Consider the following 20,458-nt stretch of genomic DNA (forward strand, 5'->3'; position numbering starts at 1 on the left):
AACGCATTAAGAATAAACATTCCGTCCATTGAAATAGACTGCAGATGCATTAATAAAAGCGTCTTTTAAACGAGCATATCTACTAAATTAAAGCCGGTTTAAATTTATAATAAACGACACAAAGCGTACTTTTTAAAAACATATAAAATGTTGATTTCGCAAAAGTAGATTTGAAAAGGCTGCGGTTAAGAATCGATTAGTCTAAACAATAATAAGCAGCTCTAAAGAAGCTTTGTCTACTTGTCTAAAATCTACAGGGATACTAAGATTTAGTACTTAAAATAGGCTTAAAGGTGAAGTGAGCAGTCTTGTACATACTTTAACCTGGCTGATAGTCTGTAACGTAAGACAGGTATTAAATAAGATTGGCTATCTTTAGAATCTGTTATACTAATTCTACATATTATCTAGGTCTTTCTAAAAAGACAAACTCGAACAACGAGCACTAATGCATAGAAGCTTTCTAATGCACAGATAATAAGAACCTTTTATTTTATAAAATTTTAAAGAAAATCAATTGATTGAAAAATCGATTGCATCATCTCTTTCAATTGCATTCTGCAGTTTGAAATTTGATGCTATTACCGTAAATCAAAAATGAAAAGTGAACAGTTAATATCAAGAAATATCGCAGTGTTCTATAACAAAGCATCTGAAGAAACTAGACTTGAAAAAGGCATGGGTGTATTTGAATTCGAAAGAATAAAATCGCTTATAGAGAAATACCTTTCTACATCATCTTCGAAGATTATAGATGTCGGTGGTGGTACAGGTAAGTATGCTGAATGGCTTGCCAAAAAAGGTCATGAAGTTCATTTGGTTGAACCCGTTGCTAAACATTTACAACTAGCAGAAAATAGGACTAAGAAATTAAAGAACAAGTTCTCGGTTCACTTAGGTGAATCTAGAAAATTAAACTTCAAAAATAATTATGCAGACCTCATTATTCTTCATGGTCCTCTTTATCATCTTCAAAGAAAAAAAGACAGAGAATTAACCATAAAAGAAGCTAAGCGTGTTTTAAAAAAAGGTGGAGTCATCTTAGGATTCGCTATCAATTATACGGCATCAACTTTGGTCGGGCTTTTAAATGGTCTAATACATAAAAGGTCATTCTTTGAAATGTGCAAGAATGAATTGACTACAGGAATACATAATCCGCCAGATGATTTTCCATGGCTCTTGGCCGAGGCTTATTATCACAAACCCGAACAATTAAAAGAAGAATTTAGCCATCAAGATTTAACGTACTTAAACACATATGCTGTTGAAGGTATGACTTGGCTTGATAAAGATTTCTTTGCAAATATGCTGAATGATAAAAAGAGAGAGAACTTAATTGAACTATTACAAATTACAGAAAACGACAGCTACATTTTGCCATTTAGTCCGCATATGATGATAGCAGTAAAAAAACAAACACATGAAAAATAAAGACAGATATTATAAAGCATTAATTGAAAATAAGAATCAATTAAATGAAATTGACTTAGGAGAAAAAATACAATTAGATGAAGATGAAACCAGAGAAGTAATTACACAACTATTATCTGAACATAGAATTAGATATGAGGAAAACAGCATTTGTAAGTATAGCGTTGTAAACAAAAAAAGTAGGTGATAATGAAATAAATATCAGCTCCTTGATTTTCAAAAAAAGGACTTCAATTTAAATGGGAAAAATAATCATCTTGATTAACAAGTTTCCATATTACAAGTGATATCTGGAAAACGAAGAGTTTTCCAAATACTCCCTAAGTATTTTTTTTAGTATTGATTGGCAAAAAGACTTGCTTAATAATAAGTAATGTTATTTTTTGCTTTTTTTACTCCAAATGAATTCTCATCAATCCATACAAGACTCCAATTAATATTAGGATCAGTATTATAACTTTCAAGGGTTACTGTTTGTTCTTGGGAATTAAAACGATAATATCCATTTATCCCTCCCGAACGAATTTCATTTCCGCAACTACGCCCTATTCTCCTTCCTGAATTAAAGGTTATGCGGTATTGACCGGTACTCAAAAAACGAAGTTCGCTACCAATTTTCAAAGTCCTACTGCGCTTATAAACTGTAATTTCAGTATCACCTTCTTTTATAGTCTTATAAACCTTCCAACGATCAATTAGAAAAGATTTAGATATTTCTTTCTCTTGACCAAAACATAATTGAGCAAAAAAGAGGATTAGCAAGATAATTGGTTTTCTCATAAATTGGATAAAACAAGAACCGTTCCATCCGATGTACAAGTACTTTCAAATTAGCAATATGATAAGTTCGTATTTTAAAGTTAGTCCTCAATTATAATTGGAAGTAACCTAAGGTGATTTAACTCGTCTTGAACTTATGAAAGAAATCATAGTTTTACTTCTTATACTTATTCAAAGTCAAGTAACATCTGATGTTATATTGAAGAAAGAATTAATCGGTACATGGAAGATTGAAAAAGTTAATATCACCCGACCAGGGGTTTGCTTTCCAAATGACATCAACCAAATAATTGGAAGCACTTTTACATTTACCGATGAACATTTACGCTATGTAACTTCAAATAATAAATGGTTCTTGGTAGATAATGATAATCAATTATACTGGTTTATTGAAGACGAATATCTTATTATAAAATCAAATAATCATCAAGAAGATTACCGTTCAAAAATCACTTTTGAAAAAGGCAAGTTGACTTTACATCTTAGTAATTTGATTACGATTAGTTTGATAAGAATTTAGTTCGAACTTATATATCTTCCAATTGATATAACCCTAATTTGAATACTATGAAGTTGTAAAAATATTAGGTTGAAACTTAGAGAAACATCACCCCGATTTGAATTCAAATTATCAAATAAAGTTTTGAAAAAATTTAAAATACCAATCCGTATGTTAATCGGTCTTTAAATTAACGTATTCAATTTGACTTCTTTCTTGAATAATGTTTCATCAAAATTATGAAGTGTCATAAAATATAACGATGTGTATATTAAAAGGTTGAAAAAGCGCTATTGTCAATAGCCTAAACCTTGTATTCAGTAGTAACAACAAAGACCTTATCATCTTAGATGATAAGGTCTTTGTATAATCGTTATGTTAACCTATAGTCGTTCTAAACCAGCAGTTCATGGTTGACCCTCATTATCCACATCTTCTCATTGTAAGCGTCGTTTAGCTTAGAGTAGTAAGAGATCAAAGCTTTGGTCCAAGAGTCGTGCTTTTTAAGGTATACGTATCTGTAATTGTTCTTAGGGTTGATGAAGTAACTCGCATTTAATCCGAATGAATTTAGCAAGGTTACAAATCGTTTTGCATTCTTAGGGTTAGCGAACACATTTGCAATAAGGTAATAACCAGAACCGGCACCCTCAATAACATAAGATTTTGAATCAGCTTCTCTAGAATCTACATTATCTCTAACCACCTCATTTGAGGTTAAAACATTAGAATCATACTTCGAAGATTTCTCTTTGATCTTATTTACATTGCTTGCGTAAGCCTCATTAGTGTATCTGTTATCAACGTTCATAATCCAAGTGGCACCATCATATGTACCGTTCAGTTTATTGTCGTGAGCTGCTACAGCTTCTTCAAATGTATCATAACGTTCTAGGTACACATACTTTAATCCGGTTTTTGGAACATCTATATAATCAGCATTAATGCCCTGCTCATTTAAACCGTTAATAAAGTTATTCATGTACTGCCCACCTTTGTATACATTGGCAACTACATAGTAACCATCTGTAACATCTGGTAAGTCTTTAAACCTTCTACTTTTCACTCCATCTTGAGTAACGTCTCTAGTTGCTTTCGCAACAGGGGTATCATTGTTTCGTGGTCTATTTGCAACTACAGCATCTTTTGGCTGCACTTGCTCTTTAAACCTACTATCAGATGAAATATTCGTATCGGTATTATTTTCGGCAACTTCTTGTCTTTCTGCTACAGGGTCTTTTCTTTCGTTTGTTACCACTGCTACCCTATCTTGTTTTGTTTGAGTAGTTTCTTGATTACTAGCAACTGCTTCACCTGAATTACTTGGGTTATAATTAGACGCAACTTCTGGCGTTCCTGTATTACTCGGGTTGTAATTAGATGCAACTTCAGTGTTGCTGTTCTCATCAAGGAAAAGCTCTTTTGCCTTATTTTCTAAGTCGGGTCTTTCTCCATTGGTTTCATTACGAACCATACGCATTACCATGGCAAAACGTCTTTCTAAGTCAGTTTGGCGAATAGACTCTAGAGAATCTTGACGAAACATCAGCTCTTCGATAATGGCATCATTTTCTGCCAATTTCATCTTCAACTCTTCTATCTCTTCATTCGTTGCAATATTCTCAGGCTCCTCATCATTCTGCACTAAATCATCTTCAAAGTCATCTTCTAACATTACCCTATCTTCGGTAAGGTTCGGAGAGAATGAATAAGCAAATGATATCTCATGCGTAACTCCGAAATTATCAAAGTTGTTAGACAATCCTTTTTCCATGGTATAGCCTAAAGAAATTCTTTGGTTCAGGTTAAAACCTACACCTGCAGCTGCACCGTAAAAACTATCATATCCACCTTGTATCCATCCTAATTTTGGAAGGTCAAGAATTAAACTTCCACCTAAAGTAACATCTTCTTCTCCTACTTTTCTAACTCTTGCCAAAGGCATTAAACGCCCTTGTTCAAAAATACCATCTTGCTTTTCAAACTGATGGGTATATTGTAAGTGACCAGAATATGTTTTGTCTTTAAACTCCGTTACCGATTCACTCGTCTTTAAGTTGTAATCAAAAAGGTTTTCTGCAAAAACACCAACATCGAACTTACCGTAAGAAAGGTTAAAACCTGGTTGAAATGATAACAAGTTCTGATCTTGCAATCCTGCTAAGAAAGGATCCTCTTCTACAGTAGAAGCTCTACCATTATCAAATCCACTTTGGTAATAAGAGACGTTTGCACCAAAAGTAAAATTACTCTTGTCGTTCAATTTAATACCGTAGGCATAATTTGCCAACACACCAAAGTTACTTAAGATACCTTCTCTTTGAGAATATAGACTAAGACCTAATCCGGTTTTATCATTTACACGTCCACTATAGCTTAAGAAATAGTTTTGATTGTTATCATCAAATTGTACCGATTGGTTTCGGTGTAACAAATTGATATAGGATTTGTCTTCCCTAACCGTTGAAAACGTTGGGTTGATTAAGAATCGGTTATACTTCAGAAGGTTCTGGGCAGGAACATCGTATGATACAAACGGATTTTCCTCTTGCCCGCTAACCTTCATGATAGCTAACACAAATAACAATAGATATAAAACACTTTTCTTTAGCATGGTGAGCTTAACGTATTACTGTGATCGTACCTTGTTTAAGTACTTCACTGGCATTCCTGATTTTATAGTAGAATACCATGTTTTGTTTAGTGAACGCAGTAGTTGACTGCGGCCAGTTATTTTTATAATCGAATTCGTTTACAATTTCTTGCCCTTGCTCATTGTAGATAATTACATTGACATCGGCTTTATTAGAATAAGAGTTTGGTATGATCCATTGATCATTAATACCATCTCCATTCACGGTAATTACATTAGGCACTTTAAAAGTGTCTAAATAGGTTACTTCAATCTGTCTAACAATCTCACAATTGTCTATAGAAGCTATTAGGGTATAACTACCTGCTTCGGTAAGGTTTACACTATCAGAGTTGCTTACTTCTACTGCATTGGCATCTAACCATCTGTAGGCAGTACCTCCACTTGCAGTAACCAATCTAGTAGTACCTTCTGGCATTACTATTTCTGTACCTGGGTCAAGTGTAATTAGGTTTTCGTCTAACGGTGTAACCACAATCTCATTAGAGATTAAAGAACAACCATCTCTATCTATCGCTAAAGTATATGTACCCGCAGTAGAAACCGTTAATACAGCATCTGTTGTGTTAATCGACGCACCGTCTAATTGCCATTGATATGTAGCTGAACTTAAATCGGTGGTTGTGCTTAATGTAATAGTTTCGCCACCGCTACAGAAAACAGTTCCTGAACTTGTAATACTTACTGTTTCGTTTGTTAGTAATTGAACAGGTAAAACATTAGAATCTACATCAAAACTACCAACGGTTGCATTTAAATCATAATCACCATTTTCTGAATTTGAAGCCAAACTAATACTGTTGCTAGTTGCACCGCTTATAGCTGAACCGTCTTTACTCCATTCATAAGTAAATCCGTCAAGTAACGCACTGGTAACATCTGTTTTAGTGCCATCTGTAGCAACTGCGTTTATAAGTTCAACACCTAATATCGTACTTGTGGTTTCACAAGATGTATACGCACCGGTATAATTTATAGTCAATTCAAAAGAAGCAGGAGACACTACTGTAGTTACATCAGAGTTTTTAGAAGACACTGAACAAGCACCGCCTGTTTGTGTAACTTCGGCATGGTACTCACCATCTTCAGTAATTGTAAGCGTACTATTTGTTTCACCAGAAATCTCAACAGTGTTTCTAAACCATTTATAACTTGGCGTAATCGCTGTTGTGGTTACTGATAATACTTCGTTTTGTGTAGGCAATAAAACCATGTTGATTTCATTCACTACAGAAACGGTATATAATTCTGCATTGGTTATAGCTACTACTGCAGACCTTTCATTACAAATACCTGTTCCAGAAATCTCTACTGCATAGTCCCCTTCGAAACCTGCATTCGCAGCATTAACATTATATGAAGTTGCTGTTGCTCCAACAATCTCTACATCATCTTTAAACCATTGGTAGCTCCAAGAAGCATCTGTTTGGTCTATACTTAACATTTCTGTATCGGTACTACATAAAGAAGTTTTAGTTGGGGTAGTAACTGCAATACCGGTTCCTGAACCACCAATAGTTACATCTACAATATTAGAATCTGTATTACCAGAACCGGTACATCTTGGTCCGTAATTGATATATACATTATACATACCCGATTGCGTAACGTTTAATGTATGCCCAGTTTCACTTGTTAATTCAGTTCCACTACGAAACCAAATATACTGATAGGTTTCTGGGTTGTCAATATTATCAACTTGTAACGTAATAGCACCAGTACTACAAACCGTACCCGGTGGCACGCCGTTACCTAATTCACTAATATTAAGATTCGAAGTAACATCCATATAATACATATTGAATGCCTCAGATTCGCTACCAACTTTTACAGGGTCTGTACTTCTTACTCTCATCTTATACCCTTCGCCACGAGTGTCGGTAGGTATTGCAAAACTTGTATCAAAATCCTTAACGGCATTTTGATCCGTAATCGTTTGCAAAGTTTGAGCATTTGTAAAGCTACCACTGGCATCAGACAATTCGAGAATAAACTCGTTGTCTGCATTGGCGGTACCTATCCAGGTAATATTGACAAAATATTCGTTGAATCCGCCATTACCTGCACATACGGCAGACCACGGAGTACTACCTGACAGGTTCGGATTGTCTGCAGGTTCTGGAGCATTAATTACTATTGCTTGCGCAGATAATTGAAAAGCGCAGAATAGCATGGATAGTGCTGTAAATACGGTAAGTTTGTTCAAAGTTTTCATATGCATTTGTAGTTATGGGGGCCACTACGGTTGAAAAGTTGGTTAATAAGTTTTTCCGTTCACAACATTTCTTAGACAAATATGTCATTAAATACGACGAAGTGGAACTTTATGTTGTCGGAAGGAAGATTTCTGTTGTGAAACTCATTTTATGTAAGGTGTATGTATTTTAAACCTTCCAATTAAGCCAATTTTGCTACTTTTGTACCCTGAAAAATAATGACATGAGTGAGACATCGAAGTCTTTGAATTTTATTGAACAAATTGTTGAAGAGGACTTGGTAAATGGTTATACCAAAGACGAATTACGTTTTCGTTTTCCTCCAGAGCCTAATGGTTACCTTCATATTGGGCATGCAAGCTCTATTTGCTTAAACTTTGGTTTAGGTCTTAGATATAATGCACCTGTAAACCTGAGATTTGACGATACCAACCCAGCAAAAGAGGAGCAAGAATTTGTAGATGCCATCAAAAAGGATGTAGAATGGTTAGGTTTTAAGTGGGATACCGAACGGTATGCGTCTGATTATTTCCAACAATTATATGATTGGGCTATTGAATTGGTTAAACAGGGTAAAGCTTATGTCGATAATCAATCTTCTGAAGATATGGCCACTCAAAAAGGCACACCTACAGAACCAGGCACTGATAGTCCGAATAGAAATAGATCTATAGAAGAGAATTTAGAACTCTTTGAAAAGATGAAAAACGGAGACTTTAAAGAAGGTACTCATGTATTAAGAGCCAAAATAGATATGGCTTCTTCTAATATGTTAATGAGAGACCCTATTATGTATCGTATACTGCATAAAGCACACCACAGAACAAATACCGATTGGTGTATTTACCCGATGTATGATTGGACACATGGAGAAAGCGATTATATTGAACAAGTATCTCATTCTTTCTGTACGTTAGAATTCGCAATGCATCGTGAGCTATATAACTGGTTTTTAGATCAAGTATATGATGAAACTAAAGTAAGACCTAAACAACGCGAGTTTGCTCGTAGAAATTTAAGTCACACCGTAGTCAGTAAAAGAAAACTGGCGCAATTAGTAGAAAAGGGTGTTGTTGATTCTTGGGACGATCCAAGAATGCCAACCATTTCTGGTTTAAGAAGAAGAGGGTATACTCCAGAATCTATCCGTAATTTTGTAGATACTATAGGTATAGCAAAAAGAGATAACTTAATAGATGTTTCGTTATTAGAGTTTCAAGTACGTGATCATTTAAATAAAATTGCACCAAGAGTTATGGGTGTTTTAGATCCTTTGAAAGTAGTTATTACAAATTACCCAGAAGGTGAAGAAGAGTGGTTAGATGCTGAAAACAATCCTGAAGATGAAAGTGCCGGTTCTAGAAAAGTTCCTTTTTCAAGAGAATTTTATATAGAAAAAGAAGATTTTAGAGAAGAAGCAAACAAGAAGTTTTTCAGATTAAAACTTGGAAAAGAGGTTCGTTTAAAGAATGCATACATTATAAAGGCGGAATCTTGTACAAAAGATACGGATGGGAATATAATAGAGGTACAATGTACGTATGACCCAAAAAGTAAAAGTGGTAGTGGTTCTGAAGAAAGCTTACGTAAAGTAAAAGGAACGTTGCATTGGGTTTCAATAAAACATGCTGTAGAAACCGAAATTCGTTTATACGATCGTTTGTTTACTGATGAAAGTCCGGATACACATAAAGACAAGGATTTTATGGAATTTGTAAATGCAGATTCTTTACAAGTAATTAAAGGATATGTAGAACCTCATCTTAAAGAAGCACAAATTAGAGACCGAGTTCAATTTCAACGCATGGGATATTTTTGTGTTGATCCCGATACAACGGCTGACAATTTAGTATTTAATAGAACCGTAGGTTTACGCGATTCTTGGGCTAAAATTCAATAGATAATCTAGTATAAGTATACCTTATTGTTGAACCTCGGTTTAATTAAGGTTTACTATAAAAAACCACTTGTAGTCAATACGTCTACAAGTGGTTTTCTTTTTTTAGACTAATTGGTATTAATCCAAGTAAAAATACGCGCTAATGGCTTTAAAACAGCCTTTTGGGAAGCCCGATAACTAAAGTAGAATATTACTTAGAACGGAGTCTGAAAAGAATAAAAAAACCCAAGAACAAATGTTCTTGGGTTACATATTAAAAAAATAATCCTACAATTATTTATTCTTTAAGTTTAGGCTTATTGGTTTTTTTCATTGTTTCGCCAATCATATTACTTGCCGTAAAACTAGCTACCATATTATTAAGCATATCACTACCTGCTTGAGGAGAATTAGGTAATAATATTAAATTCGTATTAGTAGCCTCACCAATACTCTGTAGCGTATCATAATGTTGAGTTACCACAATTAATGCAGAAGCTTCTTGAGAATTGATACCTACTTTATTTAATACCTCTACAGACTCTTCTAGACCTCGAGCGATTTCCCTTCTTTGATCTGCAATACCCATACCTTGTAATCTTTTACTTTCTGCCTCGGCTTTTGCTTTCTCTACTATTAAAATACGAGCTGCATCCCCTTCAAACTGCGCAGCAGTTTTTTGACGTTCTGATGCATTAATTCGGTTCATCGCTTCTTTTACTTGTGCATCTGGATCAATATCGGTAACCAAGGTTTTAATAATATCGAAACCATAATCTAACATTGCCTGTTGCAATTCTGATTTTACTGCAATAGCAATATCATCTTTTTTAACAAAAACATCATCCAATTTCATTTTAGGTACTTCTGCCCTAACTACATCGAATACATAAGAAGTAATTTGTTCATGCGGATATTCTAATTGGTAATATGCTTCATAAACCTTTTCTTTAATTACAACATATTGTACCGATACTTTTAGTTTCACAAAAACATCATCTAGCGTTTTTGTTTCTATAATAACATCTAATTGCTGAATTTTCAAACCTATTCTTGCGGCTATTCGTTGAACAAACGGAATTTTAAACTGAATACCAGATTGTCTAACACTGGTGAACTTTCCGAAAGTTTCTATTAAAACAGCAGTTTGTTGTTTTACAATAAATACACCCGATAGAATAGTGAAAATCACTAAAAACGCAATCGGAATCCAAATAAATGAGCCCATGATTTCTTATTTTAAAGTTAATATTGGAAGATACTAAATGCCTTCATACTATTAGTAGCATTTATTCCATATTTGTTACAGATTCATGGCTATAACTACATAATCTTCAATTTATATAGTGATTGCCATTTCTAATCCATCGACACAATTGAATTTCTAACACAAATAACTCCGTTTTCGATTACTTAATTTAGACCTGAACAAAACACCTAAACGATGCTTATCTCTATCAATCCGAAATTACCAATGCGAAACAGAAATGTAACCATAGACTATTATGTTAATTCGCTCGGTTTTAAAAAAGTAGGCGCCATTGATTATCCTGAGTATTTAATGATAGAAAAAGATGACATCGAAATACACTTCTTTTTATTCGAAGCCCTAAATCCAAAAGAATATTATGGTCAAGTATATATACGTACCAATGATATTGACACCCTATACCAATCGTTATTAAACGCTAATATAACTATACACCCTAATGGAAAGCTAACAATGAAGCCTTGGAAACAAAAGGAATTTTCTCTTTTAGATCCCGACAATAATTTATTAACTTTTGGAGAATCGTTCAACCAATAGGACTATATATAAAAGAATAAGGGAGCTCAAATGAGCTCCCTTATATATAAGTATTCAATGTATCTATTAGATATCAAAACGATCTAAATTCATCACCTTGGTCCATGTTCTACTAAAATCGCGAACAAATTTCTGCTTCGCATCTTCTGTACCATAAACTTCGGCTAAAGCGCGTAGTTCAGAATTAGAACCAAATATTAAATCTGCTCTAGTACCTGTCCATTTAACAGCTCCTGTTTTACGATCACTACCTTCAAACACACTGTCATCATCAGAAGCTGCCTTCCAAGTTGTACCCATATCTAAAAGATTAATAAAGAAATCATTGGTAAGTAAACCAGGCTTGTCAGTAAAAACTCCGTTAGTAGAGCCATCATAATTAGCACCTAGTACACGAAGTCCACCAACTAATGCAGTCATTTCTGGTGCAGTTAAGGTTAATAGGTTCGCTTTGTCAATTAACAATTCTTCTGGCTGAATAGAAATATTCTTATTGGTATAGTTTCTAAATCCGTCAGCAAGTGGTTCAAGTGCATCAAAAGCTTCAATATCTGTTTTCTCTTGTGTCGCATCAGTACGACCTGGGTTAAATGCCACTTTAGTATCGTATCCTGCTAGTTTGGCAGCATTTTCAACGGCAGCAGAACCTGCAAGAACAACTAAATCGGCAAAAGAAACTTTCTTATTACCAGACTGACTATCATTAAACTCTTTCTGAATCTTCTCTAACATAGCAGTAACCTTAGCTAATTGCGTAGGGTTATTCACTTTCCACCCTTTTTGAGGCGCTAAACGAATACGACCACCATTGGCACCACCGCGCTTATCTGACCCTCTATAAGTAGATGCAGAAGCCCAAGCTGTAGCAACTAACTCTGAAGTCGAAAGACCTGAAGACAAAATTGTTTTCTTCAAACTTGCGATATCAGCATCATTAATTAATTCAAAATCAACTGCTGGTACTGGATCTTGCCAAAGTAATTCTTCTTTTGGGACTTCAGGACCTAAATAACGATCAACAGGCCCCATGTCACGGTGCGTTAATTTATACCATGCTCTTGCATATGCATCTTTAAACTCATCTGGATTTTCTAAAAAGTTTCTAGAAATTTCTTCATAAGCTGGATCTATACGTAAAGACATATCTGTTACCAACATAAAAGGTTGGTGGGTTTTACCAGGTATGTGAGCATCAGGCATTTCACCTGCACCGGCATCACCAACCGGCTTATATTGCCAAGCCCCAGCCGGACTCTTTGTTAGCTCCCATTCGAAACCGAATAAATTTTCAAAGAAATAATGACTCCATTTTGTAGGCGTCTGCGTCCAAGCACCTTCTATACCACTCGTAATAGTATCAGCACCAGAACCAGTTCCAAAACTATTCTTCCATCCTAACCCTTGCTCCGTAATATCTGCAGCTGCAGGTTCTGCACTAACATAATCATCAGGATTAGCAGCACCGTGTGTTTTACCAAATGTATGACCACCAGCAATTAACGCCACGGTTTCATAATCATCCATCGCCATTCTTTTGAATGTCTGTCTTATATAATGAGCAGCTTCTAAAGGATCAGGATTTGCATTGTGTCCTTCTGGGTTTACATAAATCAATCCCATATGTGCAGCACCTAAGGGATTTTCTAATTTATCTCCTTTTTCATCATATCGTTCTTTGTTTCCTAACCACTCAGTTTCAGACCCCCAATAAATATCTTCTTCTGGTTGCCATATATCTTCACGACCACCTGCAAAACCGAACATTGGTAAGCCCATACTTTCATGAGCAACATTACCTGTAAGAATTAGCAAATCTGCCCAAGAAATCTTCTTGCCATATTTCTGCTTAATAGGCCATAATAATAATCTTGCCTTATCTAAATTGGCATTGTCTGGCCAGCTATTTAATGGAGCAAAACGTTGGTTACCAGCACTTGCACCACCTCTACCATCAGATATACGGTATGTACCTGCACTATGCCAAGCCATACGAATAAAAAATGGTCCGTAATGCCCGTAATCTGCTGGCCACCAGTCTTGACTAGTAGTCATTAAATCGGTCAAATCTTTCTTAATAGCAGCTAAATCTAAAGATTTAAACTCTTCGGTATAATTGAAATCGTCGTCCATTGGGTCTGCCATTTTCGAATGCAATCTTAATATATTAAGATTCAACATATTTGGCCACCAGTCTCTATTCGTTGTTCCACCACCAGCTGCTTGATGCATTTCGCCATTTAAAAATGGACAATTTGCTGCAGCAGGATCATTAACATCCCAAGCTTCACCTTTATCGTTAGTACTACTCATGATTATATAAATTTTAAGTTGTTTTTAATTCTCAATTGCAAAACTATAAATATTATGTCTATCGTTTTTTATTTTTACATAGATTATGCCTATGTTGTAATATAATATTTTTCTATAGTCGTCAATATAATTATCAAACTGATTTAGTTTATCCTCTAAAATAATGAATATCATAAAGATAATAACTTATATCAGCTTTATAACTGCACCTGTCTCATATTTAATAATTTAGTAAGACAAACTAACAACTCAAACTAATGAACTTACTTTCATCAAGGGAATATCCTATTAAAAAGTCATCGCCTTTATTAAATAAATACACCTATTTAAGGTACCTATTTTTAGTTTGTTGTTTTTCACAAAATATAATTTCTCAAGACATACCTAACCCTGATAATGTTATAGGCTTTGAAATTGGGTCGGACTTTCACCTTGCTACTTACGAACAATCTATTTCTTATTTTGAAAAATTAGCTGCAGCCAGTGATATGGTAGAGATGAAATCTGCCGGAAAAACTTCTGAAGGTAGAGAGTGGCAATATGTACTGATTTCAACTCCTGAAAATCTAGAGAAAATAGATCACTACAAATCTATTTCACAACAATTAGCGCATCCAGAAAATCTAACAAGAGAAATTGCAAAAGCACTAGCAAAAGAAGGTAAGGCGATAGTAGACATTAGTGGAGGCCTACATGCTTCTGAAGTAGCAGGTGCGCAACATATACTTACTTTGGCATATGACCTAGTTAATAATGCTAAAACAGAAAAATACAGTGCAATTTTTGAAGATGTTATTTTAATTCTTTGGCCCTCTTTGAATCCTGACGGGCAAGATATTATAGCAAACTGGTATCTAGGTAATGTGGGTACACCTTATGAAGTAGCCGCTACACCATGGTTATACCAAAAGTATGTTGGGCATGATAATAATCGTGATGCATATATGTTGAATCAGCTAGAATCTCGTGTTGTTGGTCGTATTTGGCGAGAGTGGGAACCAAGTATTATACATGTACATCATCAATCATCTCCTTTTCCTACTAGAATATGGTTACCACCTTTTGCAGAACCCGTTGCATCCCAAACTCCGCCATTAATGGCCAGAGAAGTAAATATGATTGGTATGGCTATGGCACAAGAATTAGAAACGGAAGGTTTACCAGGTGCTGTACATATGGGTAAAGGTTTTGATGCTTGGTACCCTGGCTATATTGATTACATGCCAATGATGCAGAACATACCATCATTCTGGACAGAAACATCCCTTTATAAATTTGCAACTCCGCATTTTTATACCATTAAGGATTTTCCGAAAGAAAGAGCCGATTTAAGAGTAGAATCGTTGTATTCTAGCCCTTGGAAAGGTGGATGGTGGCGTTTAGGTGATGCTGTAAAATATATGGAAACCGCCTCAATAGCTGTGTTAGATTATGCAGCGAAGTATAAAGAAACATTACTATTTAATAAATATCAAGCCGGTACCGCAACCATTGAAAAGTATAAACAAGAACCGCCCTATGCTTATTTTATTAAACAAAAACAACGCGATCCAGTTCGCCCTGTAGAATTTCTAAAGAGATTAGCCTTCAACGGTATTAAGATATCTCAATTAGATACCGATATTTCTTTTGAAGGAAATGAATATCCTAAAGGCACATGGGTTATACCTATGGCGCAAGAATTTGGTGAACTAGCTAGACAACTAATCGACATTCAAGAATATCCAGACTTAAGAGAATCATCCGACGGACCACTAGAACAACCTTATGATGCAGCGGGCTGGACATTGCCATACCAAATGGAAGTAGAGGTTATTGCTGCAATGTCACCTTTATCTCAATTGGTATATTCTAGGTTAGCCCCAATAAAAGGGGATGCTATAGCGGAAAATTATAATAATGATATTGATTTAAGCAAAACAGATTTTATAGGTGGGGCAGGTTTTGATACCAACGAAGTAGCCGCAGGTATTAAGCCTTTACAAGGAACCTTAAAAGGTAGTGGAAGTACAATGGTGATCAACCCGAAAGAAAATAATTCATTTAGAGTTATTGGCGATGCTCTGACTCAAAATATCCCCGTTAGTTACGACTCAAAAAAACAAACCTATGCCATAAGCAGCACGTCAAAATCACAAATGCAAAAATGGGTGAAAGAATATGCTTTGAATGCAAACCTAGTTTCAAGTAAACCTAAAACCAAGGTAACATCTAGAATCGCTGTTTATGATCCGTGGAAAGCAAGTATGGATATGGGCTGGACAAGATGGTTATTAGATAATTTTAAAATACCATATACCGTCATTAGAAATGCAGATATCAACAACGGAAGCTTAAATGAAAAGTTCGATGTTATTTTAATCGCATCTGAAAAACCGGGTACTATTGAAAATGGTTTTCAAAAAGGAATGGCTCCACCACAATATACTGGTGGTTTAAAAGGGTTGGGAGTAAGAAATATAGAAACTTTTATTAGTACTGGCGGTACATTGGTTTGTTTAAATAAGAGTACAGATTTTGCCATAAAAGAACTTCATTTACCAATTGATAACAGTGTAGAAAAATTAAAGAAAAATGAGTTTTTTACTGGTGGGTCTATCCTAGAAGTAATCAACAATAAACTACATCCAGTTATGGCAGGTATGCCCGAAAAATCTAGTGTATTCGTATTCGGTAGCCCTGTATTCAAAACACTTGAAGGATTTGAAGGTGAAATTCTCTCTAAATATCAAGAAAAAGGATCTCCATTATTATCAGGTTATTTAGTTGGTGAAAAATACATGAATAATAAAGCAGCAGCCGTAGATGTTCATTATAAAAATGGGCATGTCATTCTTTTTGGATTTCAGCCACAATGGCGAGGTCAATCAATGGGTACGTATAGAACTTTATTTAATGCCTTATTATATACAAATGGCGTTGCAAAAAATCATGAAGTTTTAGAAGAGTGGTCTACTACCGAAGACGAAAAAACAGAAAAAGAACTTGAGGTTAAATCCATAGAACAAAAACAAATATCTAATTAACTAAATAGTAGGATTACTAGTTATAAAGAGCCCTTAAATGTTAAACATTTTATTTTAACAAATCCTTCTAATAACTGTTTTAGAAATCTGATTATATTGCCTGTTAACCAACCAAAAATAATGCGAAAAGATACTAAAAGACAGAAACAAGCTAAATGGTTGCGTCTTTTTAGAAAAGCACATAGAGCCACAGGAGCAGCATTATTTATATTCTTTTTTTTCATCTCAATTACTGGACTGCTTTTAGGATGGAAAAAACACAGTGGCGGTGTAATTTTATCAAAATCGTATGAAGGCACTTCAACAGAATTAAAACATTGGTTACCTATTGATAGTTTACACACCCTGGCCAATTCATATCTTTTAGAAAAAGTGTCACCAGAATTATCAACCAAGATTGATAGAATTGACATCAGAAAAGAAAAAGGGATGGTCAAATTTGTATACGCAGATCATCTTTGGGGGCTACAATTAGATGGTGCAACTGGTAAATTACTTCATATAGATCAACGATATTCTGACCTAATAGAGCAATTACATGATGGTTCCATTTTAGATGATTACTTAGGCACGAGCAATAATCAAATCAAAGTATTTTACACCACAGTAATGGGGCTTGCCCTTCTACTTTTTACGATAACCGGCTTTTGGTTATGGTATGGACCAAAGCGTATGCGAAAAAATAAAACAACGACTTAAAAATTAAGGTTAGCTTTGGGGTCTTAATAAGGCTCAATAATTATGGCAGACCAAAAGAAAAAAGAAGGTATAGAAAAACCAACTTTACACCCAAGAAACAAACATACCGGTCGTTACGATCTTAAAGCGCTTAAACTGGTAAATACTGATTTAAAGCCGTTTGTAACTAAAAATAAATACGGAAACTTTACAATAGATTTCTTTAATCCGGTTGCTGTAAAAGCCCTAAACAAAGCAATTTTAATTTCTCAATACGGATTAGACTTTTGGGATATACCAGATGGTTTCTTATGCCCGCCAATACCAGGAAGAGCGGATTATATTCACCATATCGCAGACATCTTAGCAGCTAGTAACAATGGAGATTTAGTTAAGGGGGATAAAATTAAATGCCTAGATATTGGAGTAGGGGCAAATTGTGTGTACCCCATAATTGGAAATAATGCTTACGGATGGTCGTTCATAGGCACCGATATAGATTCAAACGCAATTGAAGCAGCACAAAAAATTGTGACTTCAAACCCTTCACTTCACGGTAAAGTAGAATTTAGACTTCAGCCGAAACCTGAACATATATTTTCTGGAGTTTTAAATACTGATGAAAAAATCGATTTGGCTATTTGTAACCCCCCATTTCACGCAACACAAGCTGAAGCTGAGGCTGGAACACTTAGAAAATTAAGCAATCTGAAGAAAAAAAGAGTTAAAAAACCTGAACTCAATTTTAGCGGACAAGGTGGCGAACTTTGGACAGACGGTGGTGAAAAACGATTTGTATTAAACATGATTAATGAAAGTGCCCAATATTCTAAAAATTGCGCTTGGTTTTCTACATTAGTTTCAAAGCAATCGAATCTTCGTGCGTTTTATGATAGACTAGAAAAAGTAGGTGTTGTTGAACACAAAACCACACCAATGGGTCAGGGCAATAAACTAAGTAGAATTATAGCTTGGACATTTTTAACTACACCAGAAATGGAGACCTGGGCTGCAGATAGATGGAAAAACGAATAAAATTTTCGCCGAAAACTTTTTAGATTTAAAATAGAGCCTGTTTAAGCCGTTTTAATCTTAAATAGACCCGAAGGGTCGAAAATTTTTTTGAAAATAAGCACTATAGCTTAAATGGCAGGAGAAACAGATATCAGCGTTCTATTAAAGAGCTTAAAACCTAATTTAAATGATGGAAGCTATGTTTTCGTTTGCCTAGCAGAGGTTGACCAAAAAATAAGAGACCACATTTTATTCGAATTTAAAGAAGCGGAAGGTATAACGATGGTTTTAAGAAAAGAGAAAGCCGACGAATTCAATCTAGATTAAGAATTTGTCGCATCATGGATAACTCTAAATGTTCACTCCGCATTAGAAGCTGTTGGATTAACGGCAGCTGTTTCTACTAAATTGACCAAAAACAATATCAGTTGCAATGTTGTTGCGGCGTATTATCACGATCACATTTTTGTACCTATCAAAGACACTGTAAAGGCAATGGAAGTTTTGTGTGAGTTTTCAGGAAAATAAAGAGTCTTTTTATTTTCCTGAAAATTCTATTTTAACCCAATTTGTTTAAAGCTGTTTCTATTCTAGAAATACTCTCTTCTTTACCAATCATCGCCATAATATCAAATATATGTGGGCCTTTCATATCGCCAACTAAGAATAGGCGTAAAGGTGGCATCACTTTTCCGAAAGACAATTCTTTCTCGCTAATCCATGCTTTTACTATGGTTTCGCTGTTTTCAGAAGAAAAATCTTCTATAGGTTTTAATACAGAAATAAGATCGCTCATGATTGAAGCGGTATCTTCTTTCCATTGTTTTTTGGCTGCTTTCTCATTGTATTCTGTAGGAGCAACAAAGAAGTAATCACTTAAATTCCAAAAATCAGAAACAAAAACTGCACGTTCTTTTATAAGCGTAACCACTTTGGTAACATACTCTAAACTCAGTTTATCATCATCAGAAGTATTCTCCTTTACTGTAGGTAAGAATAACTTAGCCAACTCATTATCTGCCGTTTCTTGAAGATAATGCTGATTGTACCATTTAGTCTTTTCTGGATCAAAACGCGCTCCAGATTTATTTACACGGTCTAAACTAAAGGTTTCAACCAATTCATCTAAAGAAAATAATTCTTGTTCCGTACCAGGATTCCATCCTAATAAAGCCAAGAAATTTATAACCGCCTCAGGGAAATAACCCGATTCTTTATACCCAACAGATTCGTTCCAAGAAAGAGGAAAAACAGGGAATCCCATTTTTTCGCCATCACGTTTGCTCAACTTTCCTTTTCCTACCGGTTTCATAATCAAGGGTAAATGTGCAAATTCTGGAGCATCCCAACCAAAAGCATCATACAATTGCTTGTGTAATGCCATAGAAGGCAACCATTCTTCACCACGAATTACATGGCTAATTTCCATTAAGTGATCATCAACAATATTTGCCAAATGGTAGGTTGGCATACCGTCACTCTTAAATAATACCTTATCGTCTAAAACGTTTGTATCTATTTTAATTGTACCACGAATTAAATCTTGTAAGTGTAATGTTTCGTCTGGCGGAGTTAAAAAACGAATAACATAATCATCGCCAGTATCTAACCTGGCTTTAACCTCTTCGGGCATTAAAGACAATGAATTATCAAGTTTTAATCTATTATGCCAATTGTAAATAAAGGTTTTGCCTTTTTCTTCATGATCTTTTCTATGACCATCTAAACTTTCAGAAGTATCAAAAGCATAATATGCATTACCACTTTCAACTAAATCATCAGCGTATTTTTTATACAATTCTTTTCGCTCGCTCTGTCTATATGGACCAAATCCGCCGTCTTTACCAATGCCTTCATCAAAAGGAATTCCGCACCAATTTAAAGAATCAATAATATATTGCTCAGCACCTTCAACATATCTATTCTGGTCGGTATCTTCTATTCTAAGAATAAAATCACCACCATGTTTTTTGGCAAATAAATAATTAAATAGGGCAGTACGAACTCCACCAATATGTAAAGGCCCAGTAGGACTAGGGGCAAAACGAACACGAACTTTCTTTGTCATTCAACAAAGGTATAAAAAACACCTTTAGCCATATATCTACGGCCCGTTATTTAATTTCTAGAAATGAAAAATTTTCTTGAAATCCCTTTACAAC

At 35.0% G+C, this 20,458-nt stretch carries 16 protein-coding genes; 10 read left to right on the forward strand and 6 right to left on the reverse strand.

Annotated features, from left to right (window positions below):
- Window positions 1-597 precede the first annotated feature (597 nt).
- A complete protein-coding gene (locus tag QSV08_RS16155; RefSeq protein WP_324024747.1) occupies window positions 598-1,434 on the forward strand; it encodes a class I SAM-dependent methyltransferase in 837 nt (278 codons plus the stop codon).
- Window positions 1,424-1,621 carry a hypothetical protein gene (locus QSV08_RS16160; protein WP_324024748.1) on the forward strand — a complete coding sequence of 66 codons (198 nt, stop codon included), beginning with the start codon at window positions 1,424-1,426 and terminating at the stop codon, window positions 1,619-1,621. Before QSV08_RS16155 ends, QSV08_RS16160 begins: the two co-directional genes overlap by 11 nt.
- 173 nt (window positions 1,622-1,794) lie before the next feature.
- Here QSV08_RS16160 and QSV08_RS16165 read toward each other — a convergent pair whose 3' ends face one another.
- Window positions 1,795-2,214, reverse strand: a complete 420-nt coding sequence (locus QSV08_RS16165) for a hypothetical protein (protein ID WP_324024749.1) — start codon at window positions 2,212-2,214, stop codon at window positions 1,795-1,797.
- A gap of 136 nt (window positions 2,215-2,350) precedes the next feature.
- Here QSV08_RS16165 and QSV08_RS16170 point away from each other — a divergent pair, with 136 nt between their 5' ends.
- A complete protein-coding gene (locus tag QSV08_RS16170; RefSeq protein WP_324024750.1) occupies window positions 2,351-2,734 on the forward strand; it encodes a hypothetical protein in 384 nt (127 codons plus the stop codon).
- Window positions 2,735-3,107: 373 nt separating this feature from the next.
- On the opposite strand, the gene QSV08_RS16175 is transcribed toward QSV08_RS16170, so the two are convergent.
- Together QSV08_RS16175 and QSV08_RS16180 are read right to left on the reverse strand one after the other, a co-directional pair.
- Window positions 3,108-5,327, reverse strand: a complete 2,220-nt coding sequence (locus QSV08_RS16175; RefSeq protein ID WP_324024751.1) for a type IX secretion system membrane protein PorP/SprF — start codon at window positions 5,325-5,327, stop codon at window positions 3,108-3,110.
- 7 nt (window positions 5,328-5,334) lie between these two features.
- Window positions 5,335-7,581: a gliding motility-associated C-terminal domain-containing protein gene (locus tag QSV08_RS16180; RefSeq protein ID WP_324024752.1), complete on the reverse strand. Its 2,247-nt coding sequence runs from the start codon at window positions 7,579-7,581 to the stop codon at window positions 5,335-5,337.
- A gap of 224 nt (window positions 7,582-7,805) precedes the next feature.
- Here QSV08_RS16180 and QSV08_RS16185 point away from each other — a divergent pair, with 224 nt between their 5' ends.
- Window positions 7,806-9,482 carry a glutamine--tRNA ligase/YqeY domain fusion protein gene (locus tag QSV08_RS16185; RefSeq protein ID WP_324024753.1) on the forward strand — a complete coding sequence of 559 codons (1,677 nt, stop codon included), beginning with the start codon at window positions 7,806-7,808 and terminating at the stop codon, window positions 9,480-9,482.
- A 277-nt stretch (window positions 9,483-9,759) separates the two neighbouring features.
- Here QSV08_RS16185 and QSV08_RS16190 read toward each other — a convergent pair whose 3' ends face one another.
- Complete coding sequence (locus QSV08_RS16190; RefSeq protein WP_324024754.1) at window positions 9,760-10,689, reverse strand: SPFH domain-containing protein; 930 nt, start codon at window positions 10,687-10,689, stop codon at window positions 9,760-9,762.
- Window positions 10,690-10,905: 216 nt separating this feature from the next.
- Here QSV08_RS16190 and QSV08_RS16195 point away from each other — a divergent pair, with 216 nt between their 5' ends.
- Window positions 10,906-11,268 (forward strand): bleomycin resistance protein, encoded by a 363-nt coding sequence (locus QSV08_RS16195; protein WP_324024755.1) that lies wholly within the window; start codon window positions 10,906-10,908, stop codon window positions 11,266-11,268.
- 66 nt (window positions 11,269-11,334) lie between these two features.
- Here QSV08_RS16195 and katG read toward each other — a convergent pair whose 3' ends face one another.
- The gene (gene katG / locus QSV08_RS16200; RefSeq protein WP_324024756.1) at window positions 11,335-13,578 is read right to left on the reverse strand and encodes a catalase/peroxidase HPI; all 2,244 of its coding nucleotides are present in this window, start codon (window positions 13,576-13,578) and stop codon (window positions 11,335-11,337) included.
- A gap of 257 nt (window positions 13,579-13,835) precedes the next feature.
- On the opposite strand from katG, the gene QSV08_RS16205 reads away from it, so the two are divergent.
- From QSV08_RS16205 to QSV08_RS16225, 5 genes are all read left to right on the forward strand, one after another.
- Entirely contained in the window at window positions 13,836-16,604 is a 2,769-nt protein-coding gene (locus tag QSV08_RS16205) for a M14 family metallopeptidase (RefSeq protein WP_324024757.1), read from the forward strand.
- Window positions 16,605-16,724: 120 nt separating this feature from the next.
- Window positions 16,725-17,303 carry a PepSY domain-containing protein gene (locus QSV08_RS16210; RefSeq protein WP_416382017.1) on the forward strand — a complete coding sequence of 193 codons (579 nt, stop codon included), beginning with the start codon at window positions 16,725-16,727 and terminating at the stop codon, window positions 17,301-17,303.
- Between the two features lie 42 nt (window positions 17,304-17,345).
- Window positions 17,346-18,317, forward strand: a complete 972-nt coding sequence (rlmF, locus tag QSV08_RS16215) for a 23S rRNA (adenine(1618)-N(6))-methyltransferase RlmF (protein WP_324024758.1) — start codon at window positions 17,346-17,348, stop codon at window positions 18,315-18,317.
- A 111-nt stretch (window positions 18,318-18,428) separates the two neighbouring features.
- The gene (locus tag QSV08_RS16220) at window positions 18,429-18,623 is read left to right on the forward strand and encodes an ACT domain-containing protein (RefSeq protein WP_324024759.1); all 195 of its coding nucleotides are present in this window, start codon (window positions 18,429-18,431) and stop codon (window positions 18,621-18,623) included.
- Between the two features lie 18 nt (window positions 18,624-18,641).
- Complete coding sequence (locus QSV08_RS16225; RefSeq protein WP_324028383.1) at window positions 18,642-18,824, forward strand: ACT domain-containing protein; 183 nt, start codon at window positions 18,642-18,644, stop codon at window positions 18,822-18,824.
- 31 nt (window positions 18,825-18,855) lie between these two features.
- Here the strand turns inward: QSV08_RS16225 and gltX are convergent, their stop codons facing one another.
- Window positions 18,856-20,364, reverse strand: coding sequence for a glutamate--tRNA ligase (gene gltX / locus QSV08_RS16230; RefSeq protein ID WP_324024760.1), 1,509 nt, complete (start codon window positions 20,362-20,364; stop codon window positions 18,856-18,858).
- Window positions 20,365-20,458 lie beyond the last annotated feature (94 nt).

This window comes from Maribacter sp. BPC-D8 (assembly GCF_035207705.1).
Lineage (GTDB): Bacteria > Bacteroidota > Bacteroidia > Flavobacteriales > Flavobacteriaceae > Maribacter.

What these genes read in the sequence shown, in the direction of transcription:
- QSV08_RS16220 (WP_324024759.1), top strand. Translation starts at nt 18,429, where the DNA reads ATGGCAGGAGAAACAGATATCAGCGTTCTATTAAAGAGCTTAAAACCT.
- QSV08_RS16205 (WP_324024757.1), top strand. Translation starts at nt 13,836, where the DNA reads ATGAACTTACTTTCATCAAGGGAATATCCTATTAAAAAGTCATCGCCT.
- gltX (WP_324024760.1), bottom strand. Translation starts at nt 20,364, where the DNA reads ATGACAAAGAAAGTTCGTGTTCGTTTTGCCCCTAGTCCTACTGGGCCT.
- rlmF (WP_324024758.1), top strand. Translation starts at nt 17,346, where the DNA reads ATGGCAGACCAAAAGAAAAAAGAAGGTATAGAAAAACCAACTTTACAC.
- QSV08_RS16185 (WP_324024753.1), top strand. Translation starts at nt 7,806, where the DNA reads ATGAGTGAGACATCGAAGTCTTTGAATTTTATTGAACAAATTGTTGAA.
- QSV08_RS16160 (WP_324024748.1), top strand. Translation starts at nt 1,424, where the DNA reads ATGAAAAATAAAGACAGATATTATAAAGCATTAATTGAAAATAAGAAT.
- QSV08_RS16180 (WP_324024752.1), bottom strand. Translation starts at nt 7,581, where the DNA reads ATGAAAACTTTGAACAAACTTACCGTATTTACAGCACTATCCATGCTA.
- QSV08_RS16155 (WP_324024747.1), top strand. Translation starts at nt 598, where the DNA reads ATGAAAAGTGAACAGTTAATATCAAGAAATATCGCAGTGTTCTATAAC.
- QSV08_RS16165 (WP_324024749.1), bottom strand. Translation starts at nt 2,214, where the DNA reads ATGAGAAAACCAATTATCTTGCTAATCCTCTTTTTTGCTCAATTATGT.
- QSV08_RS16195 (WP_324024755.1), top strand. Translation starts at nt 10,906, where the DNA reads ATGCTTATCTCTATCAATCCGAAATTACCAATGCGAAACAGAAATGTA.
- katG (WP_324024756.1), bottom strand. Translation starts at nt 13,578, where the DNA reads ATGAGTAGTACTAACGATAAAGGTGAAGCTTGGGATGTTAATGATCCT.
- QSV08_RS16170 (WP_324024750.1), top strand. Translation starts at nt 2,351, where the DNA reads ATGAAAGAAATCATAGTTTTACTTCTTATACTTATTCAAAGTCAAGTA.
- QSV08_RS16190 (WP_324024754.1), bottom strand. Translation starts at nt 10,689, where the DNA reads ATGGGCTCATTTATTTGGATTCCGATTGCGTTTTTAGTGATTTTCACT.
- QSV08_RS16210 (WP_416382017.1), top strand. Translation starts at nt 16,725, where the DNA reads ATGCGAAAAGATACTAAAAGACAGAAACAAGCTAAATGGTTGCGTCTT.
- QSV08_RS16175 (WP_324024751.1), bottom strand. Translation starts at nt 5,327, where the DNA reads ATGCTAAAGAAAAGTGTTTTATATCTATTGTTATTTGTGTTAGCTATC.